Annotated in this window: 11 protein-coding genes; 6 read left to right on the forward strand and 5 right to left on the reverse strand. The window is 70.5% G+C overall.

The window, feature by feature from the left end:
* Positions 1-56: 56 nt before the first annotated feature.
* Entirely contained in the window at positions 57-800 is a 744-nt protein-coding gene (locus HUA78_RS35145) for an arylamine N-acetyltransferase (protein ID WP_174454672.1), read from the forward strand.
* Positions 801-813: 13 nt separating this feature from the next.
* Here the strand turns inward: HUA78_RS35145 and HUA78_RS35150 are convergent, their stop codons facing one another.
* A complete protein-coding gene (locus HUA78_RS35150; protein ID WP_174478168.1) occupies positions 814-1,785 on the reverse strand; it encodes a DUF6624 domain-containing protein in 972 nt (323 codons plus the stop codon).
* A 304-nt stretch (positions 1,786-2,089) separates the two neighbouring features.
* On the opposite strand from HUA78_RS35150, the gene HUA78_RS35155 reads away from it, so the two are divergent.
* Entirely contained in the window at positions 2,090-5,749 is a 3,660-nt protein-coding gene (locus HUA78_RS35155) for a DUF3857 domain-containing protein (RefSeq protein ID WP_141642190.1), read from the forward strand.
* Positions 5,750-5,802: 53 nt separating this feature from the next.
* On the opposite strand, the gene HUA78_RS35160 is transcribed toward HUA78_RS35155, so the two are convergent.
* From HUA78_RS35160 to HUA78_RS35170, 3 genes are all read right to left on the reverse strand, one after another.
* The gene (locus HUA78_RS35160; protein ID WP_174459661.1) at positions 5,803-7,011 is read right to left on the reverse strand and encodes a serine hydrolase; all 1,209 of its coding nucleotides are present in this window, start codon (positions 7,009-7,011) and stop codon (positions 5,803-5,805) included.
* 159 nt (positions 7,012-7,170) lie between these two features.
* Positions 7,171-9,339 (reverse strand): bifunctional alpha,alpha-trehalose-phosphate synthase (UDP-forming)/trehalose-phosphatase, encoded by a 2,169-nt coding sequence (locus tag HUA78_RS35165; protein WP_174454669.1) that lies wholly within the window; start codon positions 9,337-9,339, stop codon positions 7,171-7,173.
* 14 nt (positions 9,340-9,353) lie between these two features.
* Positions 9,354-10,502: a hypothetical protein gene (locus HUA78_RS35170; RefSeq protein ID WP_174478202.1), complete on the reverse strand. Its 1,149-nt coding sequence runs from the start codon at positions 10,500-10,502 to the stop codon at positions 9,354-9,356.
* 137 nt (positions 10,503-10,639) lie between these two features.
* Here HUA78_RS35170 and HUA78_RS35175 point away from each other — a divergent pair, with 137 nt between their 5' ends.
* Complete coding sequence (locus tag HUA78_RS35175; RefSeq protein ID WP_174478169.1) at positions 10,640-11,851, forward strand: PAS domain-containing sensor histidine kinase; 1,212 nt, start codon at positions 10,640-10,642, stop codon at positions 11,849-11,851.
* Positions 11,848-13,200, forward strand: coding sequence for a sigma-54 dependent transcriptional regulator (locus HUA78_RS35180; RefSeq protein ID WP_174478170.1), 1,353 nt, complete (start codon positions 11,848-11,850; stop codon positions 13,198-13,200). Before HUA78_RS35175 ends, HUA78_RS35180 begins: the two co-directional genes overlap by 4 nt.
* Before the next feature lie 22 nt (positions 13,201-13,222).
* Here HUA78_RS35180 and HUA78_RS35185 read toward each other — a convergent pair whose 3' ends face one another.
* Positions 13,223-13,717: an SgcJ/EcaC family oxidoreductase gene (locus HUA78_RS35185; protein WP_371745737.1), complete on the reverse strand. Its 495-nt coding sequence runs from the start codon at positions 13,715-13,717 to the stop codon at positions 13,223-13,225.
* 184 nt (positions 13,718-13,901) lie between these two features.
* On the opposite strand from HUA78_RS35185, the gene HUA78_RS35190 reads away from it, so the two are divergent.
* Together HUA78_RS35190 and HUA78_RS35195 are read left to right on the forward strand one after the other, a co-directional pair.
* Entirely contained in the window at positions 13,902-15,359 is a 1,458-nt protein-coding gene (locus HUA78_RS35190) for a DUF6209 family protein (RefSeq protein WP_174478171.1), read from the forward strand.
* Positions 15,356-15,667 (forward strand): hypothetical protein, encoded by a 312-nt coding sequence (locus HUA78_RS35195; RefSeq protein WP_174454665.1) that lies wholly within the window; start codon positions 15,356-15,358, stop codon positions 15,665-15,667. The genes HUA78_RS35190 and HUA78_RS35195 overlap by 4 nt, the downstream gene beginning before the upstream one ends.
* The last annotated feature ends 76 nt before the right edge of the window (positions 15,668-15,743 follow it).

Genomic DNA, 15,743 nt, shown 5'->3' on the forward strand with positions numbered 1-15,743 from the left:
ACGCCCGCCCGGAAAGCCCGTTCCACCCACCGGGTGGACCGCGCTAGACATGCGCCATGTTCGACGCCGCGCGATACATGGAACGCATCCAGGCCCCCGCCGACGCGTCGCTGGCCACGCTGCACCGGGCGCATCTTGAGTCGGTGCCGTTCGAGAACCTGGACATCCACCTGAGCCGCCCCATCCGGCTCGACACGGACGCCCTCTTCGACAAGGTCGTCACCCGCCGGCGCGGCGGCTTCTGCTACGAGCTCAACGGCCTGTTCTCCCGGCTGCTCACCGCGCGTGGCTACAGCGTCACGCCGCTGTCCGCGCGTGTCGCCTCCGACGCCAGGGACGGGACGTTCGGCCCGGAGTTCGACCACCTGACGCTCCAGGTGGAGGACGGGGGCGAGCAGTGGCTCGTCGACGTCGGCTTCGGAGAGGGCTTCCTGGAGCCCTTGCGCCTGGACGAGCGGGGAGTGCAGACACGCGCCGGACGCGACTACCGGCTGGCCGCCGACGGCGCGGGGCTCTTGCTGTGGCGCGACTCGGAGCAGGGCTGGGAGGCGCAGTACGCGCTCTCCCTCGTCCCGCGCGCGCTGGAGGACTTCACCGGCATGTGCCACCACCACCAGACTTCGCCGGAGTCCATCTTCACGCAGCGACGGCTTTGCACGAAGGCGACGCCGAAGGGCCGCGTCACCCTCAAGGAAGGCGCCCTCGTCATCACCGAGGGGAAGGAGCGCCGCGAGCTGACCGTGCTGGACGAGGACTCCCGCCGACGGGCGCTCGCGGAATACTTCGGCGTCGTGCTCTAGGGCCCGCGCGAGCTTACGGCTTGTTCATCGCGGCCTTCATCCGCTCGACGCTCTGGATGTACTCCTCCACCGAGTCGAGGCCCACGGCGGCGCGACGCGCGTTCACGTTCGCCGGGTCCTCCAACTGCTTGGGCACCATCTTCCCGTCCACCGGCTCCAACTGGGTGCCGTAACGCTGCGGCTTGTCGGTGTTCACCAGCACCCGGTCGGTGAGGTACGCGAGCTCCTTGGCCGAACCCTCGCCTCGCGCCACGGCCTGCTCCAGCATCGGCAGGACCTGCTCCTGGAACGCCACGTCCTGGTCCGCGTGCTGCACCATCAGCCACGCACTGAAGGTGGCGCGCGCGCCCACCAGGGCCTTGCCCGGCCAGCCCCGCTTCGCGATGACGTCCTTGAGGAAGGCCGTGTTGCTGGCGTCGACCTCGCGCATCTTCGTCTTGACGGCCTCGTCCTTGAAATTCGAGGCCACGAGGAGCTTGCGCACGTCCTGGTCCTCGTCCGCGCGCTTCAGCAGCTCGTCGCGCAGCGCCGGGTCCGCGGCCTCGTACTGCTTCGCGTCGGCCGCGGCGACTCGCTGCGCCAGCGGCGCGAAGCCAGGCAGGCTCCGGATGTTGTCCAGGTCCGGGTCCTTCGCGAGGTGCTTCGCGTCATTGAAGCCCTCGTCCACGGCGCGCTCCAACCAGACCAGCCCCTCCTCGTTCACCTTCGCGAGGGAGGCCACGCAAGCCGCGGTGTAGGCCAGGCTCCTGCCCCGCGCCCCGCCCTCCCAGGCCGTCCGGAACAGGGCCAGCGCGCCCGCGTTGTCGCCCTTCCGGGACAGCGCATACCCCTCGGAGGCCGCCTTCATCGCCTCCGGCGTGGCGACGGGCTTGGGTGCCGGGGGCTTCGCGGAGGCGGCCTCCGGAGCGGCCGGCTCCGAGGCGCTCCCTCCGTGGGCACAGGCCACGAGGTTCAGCGCGGTGAGCAGGATGACGAGACGACGCATGGGGGGCTCCGGGGGGTGTGAGGACGAAGTCGGGCGCTCCAGGGGCTTCCTCGGGGGCGCCGGGAGCCGCAGTGTAGGCGGGGTTTTCGAGACCCCAAGCCCCTGACTTGCCCCGCGCCACTCCAAACCCACCCGCACCTACCCCGTTCCCCTCCGCACGCCGGGTGACGTTTTCGGTTGCCTGTCCGCCATCCAGGGCCGCATGCAGGGGAAGGCCCCAAAGGGCCCGCCTGTTCATCGGCGTCGGCGGCCCCGGAATGCGCGGGGCCTTCGCCCTACACGCATGTCGCACCGAGGAGAACGGATGTCCCGCTTCACATGGCTGGCCGCAGTCTTCGTGCTCACCTGCCCCCTCTGGGTGCAGGCCCGGCCCGCGGCGGACGAGACGGCCCGCTTGTACGCGGCCGAGGCGCTGAAGCAGGCCTCCTCGCCCCGGGGCGCCGCGGGCCTCCTCCGGCTGCACTCGCTGGTGGACGAGGTGGAAGACCTCACGCCGCTGGTGAGCACCTACTCCTACGTGGCCTCGCGGCGGCAGTTCGACGCGAACACGCGCGCCACCGCGCAGCTGCTCCTCTTGGACACCGAGCGCGCCCGGGGCCGGCTGACGCGCGCGGGCGAGGTGAAGCAGTGGATGGGCTTCCTCGGCGACTACTACGTCGTCGGCGGCTTCGACAACGAGGGCAAGTCCGGGTGTGACACGGACTTCGGCCCGGAGGCCGCCAACCTGGACCTGGCCGCCAACTACGCGGGCGCCAAGGGCCGTCAGGTGTCCTGGCGCAAGCTGACCGCGACCACCGCGGACGGCTACGTGGACCTGGCCACCGCCGTGCGCCCCAACCGCGAGGCCGTGGCCTACGCCGTCACCTGGTTGGAGTCCTCACAGGAGACGCGCGTGGCGCTCGGCCTGGGCACCTCCGGCGCCTTCCGCCTGTGGGTGAACGGGCAGTTGGCCGCCAAGGAGGACCGCTACAACCTGCCGCGCCCGGACCAGTCCCGCGTGTCCGTGAAGCTGCGCAAGGGCCTCAACCGCGTGCTCCTCAAGGTGTGCCAGGAGACGGGCCCGCTGGGCTTCTACCTGCGCCAGGAGTCGCCGTCCGTGCGCGCGTCGCTGCCGGCCAGGGCGCCCGCCATCGAGCGCGGCGCGGCCCCCGCTCCGCAGACGCTGCCCACGCTGACCTCCGCGCTGCGCACCCTGGTGGAGAAGAACCCCAACGACGCCACCCTGCACGGGGACTACGCGCGGGTGCTCGGCTTCTACCGGGGCTTCGATGACCGCGAGCACACCGCCACGGTGGAGGCCACGCGCGCCGCGGAGCTCGCGCCCAAGGACGCGCGCCTGCAGATGCTCGCGGCGAGCCTGCAGCGAGATGACCTGAACGAGCGCCGGCGCTTCCTGGAGGCCGCCGTGGCCGCCGACCCCACGCTGCCCGAGGCCCGCGTGGCCCTGGCGGACCATGAGATGGAGCGCGGACACCCGGAGCGCGTCATGGCGCTGGTGGCGCCCGTGCTGGAGAAGACGCCCGAGGAGGCCTCCGCCCGGCTGGCGCTGGCCCGCGCCTACGAGGCCCTGGGTGAGCGTCCGCGCGCGCACGCGCTGGTGGAGGAGGCCTTCCGCCATCAGCCCCGGCAGCCGCGCGCGGTGCGGACCGCGGCGCAGATTTCCCGGCAGCTCGGCCGCCATCGCGAGGCCATGGACCGGATGCGCGTGGTGCTGGCGCTGCGCTTCGACGACACCGGCACGCGCCGCGCGCTGGCCGCGCTGCTGGCGGACTCCGGTCAGGTGGAGGCCGCCGAGCGCGAGTACTCGCAGTTGGTCGCCCTCAACCCGTTCGACAACGGCGCCCGCGTGAGGCTCGCGGAGCTGAAGGCCAGCAACGGCGCGGTGGAGCCGGCGGTGGCCCTGTTCGCGGAGGCCCGTGCCCTGTCCCCGGATGAGCCGGAGGTCTACGAGCGCGAGGGTCGCGCGCTGCTCGCCGCCGGCCGCCGGGAGCCCGCTCTGGCCGCCTTCGAGCGCTCACTGGTGCTGCGTCCGCAGAACCCCGGCCTGAAGGAGGCCCTGCGCGCCCTCAAGGGCGAGGGCGCCGGCGCCGGCATGCAGCACGTGGTGGACGCCAGGCCCCTGGCGAAGGAGGCCGAGGCGTACGTCCACGAGGACGCCATCTACCTGGTCGACAACACCTTCGTGCACGTCCAGAAGAGCGGCCTGTCCAGCCGGCTGATGCAGATGGTGGTGAAGGTGCAGAACGCGCGCGGCGTGGACGCCTTCCGCACCATGCCCATCACCTACTCGCCGGACCGCCAGGAGGTGCGCGTGCTGCGCGCCCGGGTGACGAAGACGGACGGCTCCGTGGTGGAGAGCTACGGGGAGAACGACCGCAACATCAACGAGCCGTGGACGGGCATGTACTACGACGCCCGCGCCAAGGTGCTCTCCTTCCCGTCCCTGGCCGCCGGCGACACGCTGGAGGTGACGTACCGCCTGGACGACACCGCGCAGGAGAACCTCCTGTCGGACTACTGGGGTGACGTGGAGAGCGTGCAGGGCGTCTATCCCAAGCTGCGCTTCCAGTACCTGGTGGAGATGCCCAAGGAGCGCCCGCTCTACTGGAACAAGAGCCGGCTGCAGGGCGTGGAGAGCGCGCAGGAGTCGGTGGACGGCGGGCGCGTGCTGTACCGCTGGAACGCGAAGCACGTGGCCAAGGTGGTGCCGGAGCCGGGCATGCCGGGCTGGGCGGAGGTCGCCCAGAACCTCCACGTCTCCACCTACCAGACGTGGGACCAGGTGGGCCGCTACTGGTGGGGCCTCGTGAGGGACCAGCTCCAGCCGAACTCGGAGCTGAAGCAGACGGTGGACCAGGTGCTCACGGGCGTGGACCGGAAGAACGAGCTGGCGGTGGTGCGCGCCATCTACAACTTCGTGGTGACGAACACGCGCTACGTCGCGCTGGAGTTCGGCATCCACGGCTTCAAGCCGTACCGCGTGGACCGGGTGCTGTCGCGGCGCTTCGGTGACTGCAAGGACAAGGCGAGCCTCATCCACGCCATGCTGCGGGTGGCGGGCGTGGACAGCCGGCTGGTGCTCCTGCGTATGCGCAACCTGGGCGCGCTGGACGCGGAGCCCGCGAGCCTCGCGGCCTTCAACCACGCGATTGCGTATGTTCCCAAGTTCGACTTGTACCTGGATGGCACGGCGGAGTTCCACGGGGCGAAGGAGCTGCCCAGCGCGGACCGCGTCGCCAACGTGCTGGTGGTGGAGCCGGACGGCAAGAGCACCTTCCTCACCACGCCGGAGGCCAGGGCGGAGGACAACGCCACGGGCCTGAAGATGGACGTGGCGCTGCGCGCGGATGGCAGCGCGGAAGTGACGGGCGCCAGCACGGTGAGCGGCCAGAGCGCGCCGGAATACCGCCGGGCGTACCGTCCGGAGGCCACGCGCAAGTCCACCTTCGAGCGGGCGTGGGCGCAGAGCTTCCCCGGCCTGACGGTGAACGAGGTGTCGTTGAGCGACACCACGAAGCTGGACGACGACGTGTCCATGGACTTCCGGATGAGCATCCCCCGCTACGCGGAGGTGATGCCCAACGCGGTGCGCTTCCTGCCCTTCGGCACGGGCCGCACCTACCAGCAGGCCTTCGCCCCGCTGGCGGAGCGCCGGTTCGACCTGGTGATGCAGAGCCCGTGGGTCAACAGCTTCAACCTGCGCTACACGCTGCCCGCGGGCTGGTCCGTGACGGAGCTGCCGCAGGCGGTGGAGGAGACGAACGCGTTCGGCCGCCTCAAGCTCACCTACCGCGTGGAGGAGGGCAAGCTCGTCGCGGAGGGTGAGGTGAAGCTCTCCGTCGCGCGCGTGAAGGCGGACGAGTACCCGGCGTTCAGGGACTTCCTCGGCCGCGTGGACCGTGCCTTCGCGCGCCGGGTCATCATCCAGGGCCCCGGCGGTCGCACCGCGTCCCTCGTGCGGTAGTCATTCGCCGCGGCCTCCGCTCGCTTCACGCGCGCGGAGGCCGTGCGCTTCGTTCAGGGACGGGGGGAACGGGCGGCGAAGGTGGTGGCGACGATGCGGTCGGCGATGGCCGGCCGCTCCTGTCCCATGTGCAGCGTGTTGACGGAGTAGACCAGGCGCCGGCGCAAGTCCCGCGTGGCCCCCATGCCGTTGTTGTAGCCGTGCCGGTCTCCGCTCTTGCCCCACAGCGTCAGGCCGTTCACCTCGAAGCGTGTCAGGCCCGCGCTGTAGCTCGCGCGCCCTCCGCCCAGGGTGGGCACGTCCGGCACGGTGAAGAGTTCCTGGAGCTGCGCGGGTGGCAGCAGCCGGCCCCGGAAGAGCGCGGAGAGGAACGTGTCCAGGTCGGCCGTGGTGGAGATCATCTCCCCGGCGGCCCAGGGGATGGACTGGTTCGCCTCGGTGACGTCGACCAGGTGCACCGTGCCGTCGGCCTTGGTGACGGCCTCGTAGCCCCTGGAATGAGGGCCGGGAATCGTCGGGTCATTGCCGGGCACGGACGTGTCCCGCAGGTCGAGCGGCGTGAGGATGCGCTCGCGCACCGCATGGGCGTAGGGCCTGCCGGTGACCTTCTCGATGAGCAGCCCCGCGACGAGGTAGCCGATGTTGCCGTACTCCTGCTGGGTGCCCGGCACGAAGCGGGGCCCGGGCGGCAGCGCCAGCGCGACGAGCTCGCGGGGCGACCAGCGGCGGAACCGGTTGTCGAAGAACCACTCCGGGTCCTTCGACGGCAGCGGGACGTTGGGCAGGCCGTGCGTGTGATTCAAGAGCTGACGCACGGTGATGAGGCCGAAATTGGGGGGCAGCAGCCCGGGCAGGTAGTGCTGCACCGGGCGGTCCAGGTCCACGCGGCGCTCCGCGGCGAGTTGCAACACCACGGTGGCGGTGAACGTCTTGGTGATGCTGCCGATGCGGAAGCGCGCATCCGTGGGCACGGGCGTGCCCGCGTGGACATCCGCGACTCCGGACGCGCCGAGCCAGCGTCCCGCGGTGCCATTGATGCGGACCTGCGCCGCTGTCGTCCTCGCGTCCGGCAAGCCGGCGATGGCTTGTCGCAGCGCATCCCGGTCCAGGGGGGCCAGGAGCGACTGCTCCCAGTCCAGGCCCTGTTCACTGGTCTCCACTTCGTTGGTGACGGCATCGTCACCCGGGCCACATCCCGCCCCGGAGAAGCTCACCACCAGCACCGCTGCACCCACCCGCAGACCACGGCGCGGGACATCCATGTTCCATCTCCCCGTGAAAATCCGGCCCGGAAGCAGAACACCAGCGGAGAGGGAGCCTGTCACCCGACTCCTCGGCATTTCGTGGAATGTCCTACGACTTGCCAACGAAACCGTCGAGCCCCGGCCTCGACGTCGCCCCCGGGTGCGGAGGATGCGCGGTCAGGTCTCCACGAGCGCGGCCAACAACTTGCGCACTTCCTCCGGGCCGCTGACGCGATACGTGGCGCGCGAGGGTTTGTTGCCCGCGTGAATCGTGAGCCCGCCCTCGGGCATGGCCGCGAACATGTCCTCGTCCGTGCGGTCATCCCCCACGGCCACCACCAGTGTGCCCGGCTCCAGCTGGCGAGTCACCGCGTCCACGACCCGGCCCTTGTTCACGCCATGAGGCCGCACCTCCACCACCTTGTCGCCGGGGAGGATGTCCACGGGCCGCCGGGCGAAGGTCTCCGCCAGCTTCAATCGCAGCTCACGGGATTGGAGCGCGCCGAACTCCGGGTCCACCTGGCGGTAGTGCCACGCCAGCGACGCGGACTTCTCCTCCACGAACGAGCCGGGGACGCGCGCGGCGAACTCGTCGAGCATGGGGCGCGCGGCGTCCTTCCACTCCGCCGTCACCCCGTCGAGCATCCGCCACGCATCCCCCGGCCTCGAGCGGGACCACAGGCCGTGCTCCGCGTGCAGCCCCATGGGCAGCGTCCCGAACCACGACTCCAGCGTCTCCTTGGGCCGGCCGCTGACCACGCTCACCGTGGTGTTCGGCCTCGCCACCAGCTTCGCCAGCAACGCCCGCAGGGCATCATCCGGCGCGGCCAGCTCCGGCCGTGGCGCGAAGCCCACCAGCGTCCCGTCATAGTCGAGCATCAGCGACAGGCGCTCCGCCGACTTCATCACCTCCAGCGCCTCATCGCCGCCCTTGACGTCACGCACGGAGACCGAGGGCAGCCCCTGGAGCCGGCCCAGGAAGTGGGACACCCACCAGTGCACGTCGTGGGCCTTCACCTGCGCGCGCAAGGCGCGCATGCGCTCGCGGCGCTCGTGCTCGCCCATCTCCAGCGCCTGCTCGATGGCGTCCGCCGTCGCCTCCACGTCGTAGGGGTTGACGGTGAGCGCCTTGTTCAGCTCGTCGGCGGCGCCGGCGAGTTCGCTGAGCACCAACACGCCGTCCTCGTCCGGCCGGGAGGCACAGAACTCCTTGGCCACCAGGTTCATGCCATCCCTCACGGGCGTCACCAGCATGACGTCCGCGGCGCGGTACAGCCCGGCGAGCTGCTTCTCGTTGAAGGAGCGGTAGAGGTAATGCACCGGCACGTTCTGCACGCTGCCGTACTGGCCATTGATGCGCCCCACCAGCTCGTTCACCTGCTCGCGGTACGTGGCATACGCCTCCACCTGGGTGCGGCTGGGCACGGCCACCTGGATGAAACGCAGGCGTCCGCGCCACGCGGGCTCGCGCTCCAGCAGGCGCTGCACCGCCAGCAGCCTGCGGGGGATGCCCTTGGTGTAGTCGAGCCGGTCGATGCCCAGCAGGATGCGCTGTCCCTCCGCGGTGCGCCGCAGCGAGGCCACTTCCTCCAGCACGCTCACCTCCTTCGCGAGCGAGTCGAAGGAGTCGGAGTCGATTCCCATGGGGAAGGCGCCCACCCGCACCTGCCGCCCCTGCCACATGATGCTGTCGACATCCGTGTCCAGGCTGAGCTGCCGCAACAGCGAGCCGGAGAAGTGCCGCACGTAGCTCACCGTGTGGAAGCCGATGAGGTCCGCGCCGAGCAGGCCCTTCAGCAGCGCCTCCCTGCGGGGCAGCGTCCGGAAGATTTCCGACGAGGGGAACGGGATGTGGTGGAAGTACCCGATGCGGGCTTCGGGGAGCCGCTCGCGCAACATCCCCGGCACCAGCATGAGCTGGTAGTCATGCACCCAGATGGTGTCGCCCGGCTGGTACTGCTTCGCGGTGAGGTCCGCGAAACGTTCGTTGACCTTGCGGTACACCTCCCAGTCACGGTCCTGACGGGGGATGCGGTCCAGCATGTAGTGGCACAGCGGCCAGAGGACCCGGTTGGAGTAGCCCTCGTAGTAGCGGCTCACCTCGCTCGCGGTGAGGTGGATGGGCACGTAGCGCTGCTCGGCGAACTGTTCCTCCACGCGCGTCCGTTGGCTTTCCGACAGCCGGGACATGTCCCCGGGCCAGCCAATCCACTGGCCGCCGGAGCGCTCATGGGGTCGGCGCAATCCCGTGGCCAGTCCGCCGGCACTGCGCACCACGGCGACGCTGTCCTTCTCCACCTTGACGGTGACAGGGAGACGATTGGAGACGAGCAGGAGTCGAGGCATAGAGCCTCTGACCCTTATTCACTCCCTCCGCGAATGACCATCGTCGAATCGCGCGAGGTGGCGATTGGTGGACCCTCTTGCACGGAGCGCGGCGCCCAACCGAGCCGGGCCAACAATGCGGGCTGGCGGCCCGGTTTCCAGATGAACGCATCCAGTACGTAGTGCGTGGCCTGCGGCAACGCGAGCAGCGGCACCACCAGCGCCAGCAGGTCCGGCGAGAGCCCCACGTCCGCGCCTCCGAAGAGGCCGGGGCGGTCATGCCAGATGAAGCGGTCCCACAACAGTTCCTCGGTGAACGCCAGCGCCACGAGGAACAGGAGGAAGCCGGGCAGCCCCGCACGCAGCACGGTGCCCGCGGCGCCATATCCGCCCTCCTCTCCACGCCCGCGCGAGTAGCGGAACAGCAGCGCGAAGTACGGCACGCCGTGCAGCACCACGTTCATCACCGTGAAGGTGAAGTCATCGCGCGCGAGGACGATGCCGCCGAACCACGTCACCCACGTGGCGCCGACGAGGAGCACCTTGCCGACCTGGAGTCCCTCGCCGCGCGACACGCGCAGTCCCTGGAAGGCGACCCACGCCACGAGCACCACCGCGTGCAGCGCCAGCGCGAGCGTGCCCATCCATGCGGGAAGGCCTGGAAGGAAGTCGCCCTCCACGAACCACCAGAACGCGCGCGGCAGGTTCGCATGCCACCACACGACGGGGCCCACGGTGGCCGCGTAGATGGCGGCGGCGTCCAGGCGGCGCTCGACGTCGGAGGCTCGCGCCTTGCGTGTGTACAGCGCGACCCAGCCGTACTGCTGACGGACGAAGTGGAACAAGGCCACGTAGGCGAACAGCGTCCAGAACGCGCCCGGTGACACGTGGTGGGCCAGCACGCCCACCACCCAGGCGACAAGGGGCGCGCCCAGATACAGGCCGGGCCGCTGGCGCAGTTCGTTCGGGTCCAGGTAGGTGCGGAACAGCGTGGACCAGACGTGGGCCACGTCCACGCAGACGACGAGCAGGAGCCACGCCCAGAGAGGCGTGTCACCCACGGCCCCCAGCCAGGGTGCCCCGAGCACCATGGCCACGGAGACGAGCGCACTGCCGGCGAAGACGGCGAGGTCCACGCGCGGACCGAACAACCAACTCTGAGAGGGCGCGAGGAAGCGGGGCATCCGGCCCATGAGGCTATCAGCACTCATGCCCAGGTTGGGCGACGGGCCGCCGGAGCGGTACAACCCGAGGCAAGCGCGGCGCGCGTCTCGCGTAGTGCGCCTGTCGCCCTCTTGCCGTGAGCCCACCCGCGTCCGCCATGTCCTCGACTCCCCCGCCCCCTCGCTTCCGTCGCCGGCTGCTGGCGGTGATGCTGCTCGCGGGGCTCGTCCCTCTCGTGCTCCTGGGCATCGTGGCCCAGGGCGCGCTGGAACGGGTGTTGTCCGTCTCCGTGGCTCCCGTGGAAGCAGTGCTGGATGACGTGTCCCTTGACCTGGAGCGCCGGGGCCTGCCTCGCGGCTCCCTGGATGAAGCGCGGCTGCATCTGGCCCAGGCGGAGCTGACACGTCGGGCCCTGGTGCGGCGCGTGCCCGCGTTCATCACCGTCCTCGTCCTCGTGTCGGGCGGCGTGCTGGCGGTGGCCGCCGTGCTGCTCGGCCGTGCGCTGACCCGCCCTGTGACGACGCTCACCGAGGGCATGTGGGCCTATGCACGAGGAGACCTCTCCGTGCGACTGCCCGCCACGGACCCGCCTCGCGACGAACTCCAGTTCCTCCTGGGCCAGTTCAACCGCATGGGCCAGGAACTGGTCGCCCAGCGCGAGCGGCTCAAGTCCGCCGAGCAGATCGCCGCGTGGCAGGACGTCGCCCGCTCACTCGCCCACGAGCTGAAGAACCCGCTCACCGCGATGAAGCTCTCGCTCGCAAGGCTGTCTCGCGCGGACACAGGCTCGCCCTCTGACGCCACGCGCGTCACCGAGTCCGTCGCCCTGCTCCAGGAGGAAGTGGATCTGCTGATGCGGATGACCCAGAGCTTCTCCACCTTCGCGCGCCTGCCCGCGCCGCGCTTCCAGGACGTGCCTCTGCGCCCGCTGCTCTCGGAAATCTGCGCACTGTACGCGGAGACCTCGCCCGTGCCGGTGGAGCTGCTGCCCGGTCCAGATGTCTCGCTGCGCGCGGACCCGGACGGCCTGCGCCGGCTTTTTGGCAACCTCGTGAAGAACGCAGCCGAGGCCTCCCCCGAAGGCGCGCCACCCGTCCGTGTCGCGCTGGAGCCCGCGACGGAGAGCGCCGTGCGCATCACCGTCACGGATGGCGGCAGCGGCGTGCCCACCGTGCTGGAGGGAGCGGCCCTCACGCGCGGTCTCTTCAGCACCAAGCCCGAAGGCAGTGGGCTGGGGCTGCCCATCTCCCAGAAAATCACCCACGAACATGGCGGCACGCTCCGACTGGAGCCCGCGCCCGGCGGCGGTACGCTCGCGCGCGTGGAGCTGCCCCTCCTTCCTCCTTCGTCCCCCGTGCCCACGACATGAAGCCCGGCCCCCGAATCCTCGTCGTCGACGACGACCCTGGCGTCCTCAAGGCCCTGCGCGGCCTCTTGAGCGACGAGGGCTTCACCTCCGTGGAGGCCCGCTCCACCGCCGAGGCCACCCGCGTCCTCGAAGCCCCCGAGGGCCTCCCCGCGATGATGCTGCTCGACCTGCGCATGCCGGGCGAGACAGGCCTGGAGTTCCTCGCGCGGCTGCCGCGTCCGCTGCCCGTGCCCGTCGTCGTGCTGTCGGGCGAGGCGTCACCATCAGAGGCCGCGCAGGCCCTGAAGCTCGGCGCCACGGACTTCGTGGAGAAGCCGCCCTCACCCGAGCGACTCGTCACGGCGCTGCGCAACGCCCTGGCGCTCGGCGCGCTCCAGGAGGAACGCGAGCGACTGCTGGATGCGCTCGCGCGCCCCGGTCATCTCGTGGGCGACAGCCCCGCCATGGGAGCCTTGCGGCAGCTCATCACACGCGTGGGCCCCAGCGACACGGCGGTGCTGATCACCGGCGAGACAGGCACGGGCAAGGAGCGCGTCGCGCGGGCGCTGCACCTGGCGTCGGGACGCAAGGGCCGGCTCGTCGCCGTCAACTGCGCCGCGATTCCCGCCACGCTGCTGGAGAGCGAGCTGTTCGGCCATGAGAAGGGCGCGTTCTCCGGCGCCGTGAGTCGCCGCGCGGGGCGCATCGAGCAGGCCCACGGCGGCACGCTGCTCCTCGACGAGATTGGAGACATGCCGCTGGAACTCCAAGCCAAGCTCTTGCGCGTGCTGGAGACGCGCGAAGTGGAGCGACTGGGTGGCTCGGTGCCCGTGCCCGTGGACGCGCGCATCCTCGCGGCGACACACCAGGAGCTTGCCCGCGCGGTGAAGGAGGGCCGCTTCCGTCAGGACCTCTTCTTCCGCCTCAACGTCATGCCCCTGCACATCCCTCCCCTGCGAGAGCGCCCCGAGGACCTGCTCCCGCTGGCGCGCGCCTTCGCGGCCGAGTTCGCCGGACCGGAAGCCCCGCTGGTGCTGGCTCCCGGCGCGGAGACCGCGCTGCGTGCGTACCCGTGGCCGGGCAACGTGCGCGAGCTGCGCAACGTCATCGAGCGGCTCAACCTGCTGCGCGGCGGCGGCCCGCTGACGCTCGGACCCGAGGCCGTCTCCGCGCCGCAGGCTCCCGCGACAGCCGCGCGCCCCAGCCTCGGAGAGAAGAGCTACCGCGAGCACGTGGAGGACTTCGAGCGGGACCTCATCCGCGCCGCGCTCCTGGAAGGCGAGAGCATCGCCGGAGCCGCGAGGCTGTTGCAGGTGGACCGGGGCAACCTCTACCGACGCATCAAGGCGCTCGGGCTCCCCGTGAGCTGAGCGCCTCGACACCCTGCCCGCGCTACGGCCGGGGCTTCACGTCGGTGTTCTGCGCCGCGACGATGCGCCACATGCCGCCCACGCGATTCATCACGTACCGCATCTGGGTCCGCAGCAGTCCCGGCTCCGTGTTCTGCACGCCGGGAGGCAGGCCCTGGTGCCCCGTCACCTCATGCGTGGTGTCCACCACGGCCACGTCGCTCGCGGGGAAGGCGACCCGACGGATGGTGACCTTGCTCTGACTGCCCTTGAAGAGCGTCTGGAAGATGGCCGCGTGGCGCTCCTGAATCTGCGGCTGGCCCTCGTACAGCGTCCCGACGATGTTGATGAAGTCCGCGTCGGGCGCGAAGTCCTGGGACCACACCACCGCGTCCTGGCGGTTCCACGCCTGGGTCTGCACGTCCACCATCTGGCGGATGGCCTGCTCGTCCCTCGCATGGTCGACATGCGCACAGCCCAGGGGCATGAGCAGCAACGCGCACGCCAGGGCCAACCGGGTGGGAACACTGCGATTCACGGTGAAGCTCCTTGCTGAAAGAGGGCCCGGCAGCCTGCCACAAGCCCGAGTGAAGCCAGGTTCCAGAGTCACCCGCACCCGCACTCCCCGCGCGATTCTCAGCGAGCAGGAAACCCCGAAAGCCCTGGGTGCGATAATCCCTCCGGACCCACCCCCAGGTCGCCCCTTCAGGAAGAGCCGCCCCATGTCGAACCGCATCGGCCGCCCCACCTTCGTCCCCGCCACCCAGCCTGGAATCAGCGCGGAGCGTGAGCGAGCGGCCCGCCCCTCGGGCGAGAAGGCGAACCAGGGCCACTCGCAGGTCGACCAGTTCGAGTCCCGCGCCACGCGCCCCCACGTCAGTGCATCCCTCCTGAGTGGACCCGCCGCGACGACGGCCGTGAGCGCGAAGTCGCTCGACCTCCAGCCCCAGTTGCACGAGGCCACGGGCTACGAGGCCCGCTTCGAGCAGGGCGGTCGGAAGGCCACCGCCTTCGTCGAAGGCCAGGGACAGGTGAACCTGCCCACCGGCCCGGGCAGAGGCCCGTCCTTCCACGCGGAGGCGGGCAAGCCGCTGACGGTGACGGCGGACCCGGCGCGCTTCTCGTCACAGACCGAGAAGGTGGAGTTGGTGTGGCGGCTGGTCCCTGGAGGCACGGAGACGGCGATTCCCATCACCGACGGCAGCCGCGATGCGAATGGCCGGCTGAACATCCAGCCCGGCACGTTCGAGCTTCCTCCCGACGCCACGGGTCTGGTGCGCCTGTCGTTCCGCACCACGGGCGCCGACGGGCGCGTGAGCAACCAGTGGGACCCGAGCAACGACGCGTCGGTCGCCTCGAAAGAGGGCGCGACGGTGTCCTTCACCGAGGACTTCAAGACGCAGGTCGACGGCACGCTGCGCGCCGGTGACAAGCTCCAGCTCGCGTATGACCAGGACCGCCTCAAGGCGCTCGCGGGCGGCAAGACGCCCTCCGACGTCGTCGCCTGCGTGTCCTTCAATGGCGGCCCGCCCCTGGAGTTCCCGCTCGACCTCCAGCCAGGGCAGGCCGGCAACGCGGGCGGCGACTTCCTGCCGTCGGTCCGCGTGCCCTTCGAGGCGACGGATGTGCAGGTCTGGTTCCGGGGCAAGGCGGACGACAACACCACGTGGGACTCGGCCAACGGGCAGAACTTCAAGTTCCCCGTCGGCGTCACGCGCGACGACGCCGAGCCGGGGTGGAAGAACGAGCTGCTCAAGAGCAAGAGCTTCCCCAACCTGAGCGCGGACAAGTTCGTGGGCATCGGCCCCGCGTCGGAGCGCTACAACTGCATCGCGTGGACGGTGGGCAAGCGCGACGAGTGGGTGTGGCCGGGCACGCGCGTGGAGGACTTCGACAAGCTCTACGCGACGCAGGGCTACAAGCCGATGGACTCGTTGGACCTGAGCAACGACCCCAGCCTGGAGAAGGTGGTCATCTACGGGCGCAAGCCGATGACGGGCAACGGCCCCCTCGAGGTGACGCACGGCGCGCTGATGGACGAGCAGGGCCGCTTCACGAGCAAGATTGGCACCCAGCCGCTCATCCGTCACAACAGCGCTGACGACCTCACCGGCCCTTCGTATGGTGAGCCCGTGCGAGTCTACGTGCGTCCCCGTCAGTCCCCCGTGAGTGCCTCATGAGCGAGCCTGTCGCCCGCTTCGACTCCCTCGCCGAAGAGTGGGGGCGGCACTGCGCGGAACACCGGGAGTCGTCCAACCCCTACGTGTTCCTGGACCATCCGTCGTTCGACGCGCTCGTCGCGCTGGGACGGCCCGCGGTGCCGCTCATCATCGAGCGCTATCGCGAAGGCAGCGTCTTCTGGGGCGCGGCGCTGCGACGCATCACCGGCGTCACCACGTTCGGTGACGGCGTGGTGGGCAACCTGGAGGCGAATCGCCAGGGGTGGCTGAAGTGGTGGAGTGAGAACCAGGCCGCCTGGCCCGGCTGAGCCCGCGTTGCCTCCCTGGGGCGCCTCACTGAGCTGAGGCCCGCCCGCCAGCAGCACGGGCCGCCCAGACACGGAG

Origin of the sequence: Myxococcus sp. CA033, from assembly GCF_013336625.1 — a bacterium.
GTDB lineage: Bacteria > Myxococcota > Myxococcia > Myxococcales > Myxococcaceae > Myxococcus > Myxococcus llanfairpwllgwyngyllgogerychwyrndrobwllllantysiliogogogochensis.

Bases quoted from the DNA above. Each gene is read 5' to 3' on its own strand.
- HUA78_RS35160 (WP_174459661.1), bottom strand. From the start codon at position 7,011: ATGGATGTCCCGCGCCGTGGTCTGCGGGTGGGTGCAGCGGTGCTGGTG.
- HUA78_RS35150 (WP_174478168.1), bottom strand. From the start codon at position 1,785: ATGCGTCGTCTCGTCATCCTGCTCACCGCGCTGAACCTCGTGGCCTGT.
- HUA78_RS35165 (WP_174454669.1), bottom strand. From the start codon at position 9,339: ATGCCTCGACTCCTGCTCGTCTCCAATCGTCTCCCTGTCACCGTCAAG.
- HUA78_RS35145 (WP_174454672.1), top strand. From the start codon at position 57: ATGTTCGACGCCGCGCGATACATGGAACGCATCCAGGCCCCCGCCGAC.
- HUA78_RS35170 (WP_174478202.1), bottom strand. From the start codon at position 10,502: ATGCCCCGCTTCCTCGCGCCCTCTCAGAGTTGGTTGTTCGGTCCGCGC.
- HUA78_RS35175 (WP_174478169.1), top strand. From the start codon at position 10,640: ATGTCCTCGACTCCCCCGCCCCCTCGCTTCCGTCGCCGGCTGCTGGCG.
- HUA78_RS35180 (WP_174478170.1), top strand. From the start codon at position 11,848: ATGAAGCCCGGCCCCCGAATCCTCGTCGTCGACGACGACCCTGGCGTC.
- HUA78_RS35195 (WP_174454665.1), top strand. From the start codon at position 15,356: ATGAGCGAGCCTGTCGCCCGCTTCGACTCCCTCGCCGAAGAGTGGGGG.
- HUA78_RS35190 (WP_174478171.1), top strand. From the start codon at position 13,902: ATGTCGAACCGCATCGGCCGCCCCACCTTCGTCCCCGCCACCCAGCCT.
- HUA78_RS35155 (WP_141642190.1), top strand. From the start codon at position 2,090: ATGTCCCGCTTCACATGGCTGGCCGCAGTCTTCGTGCTCACCTGCCCC.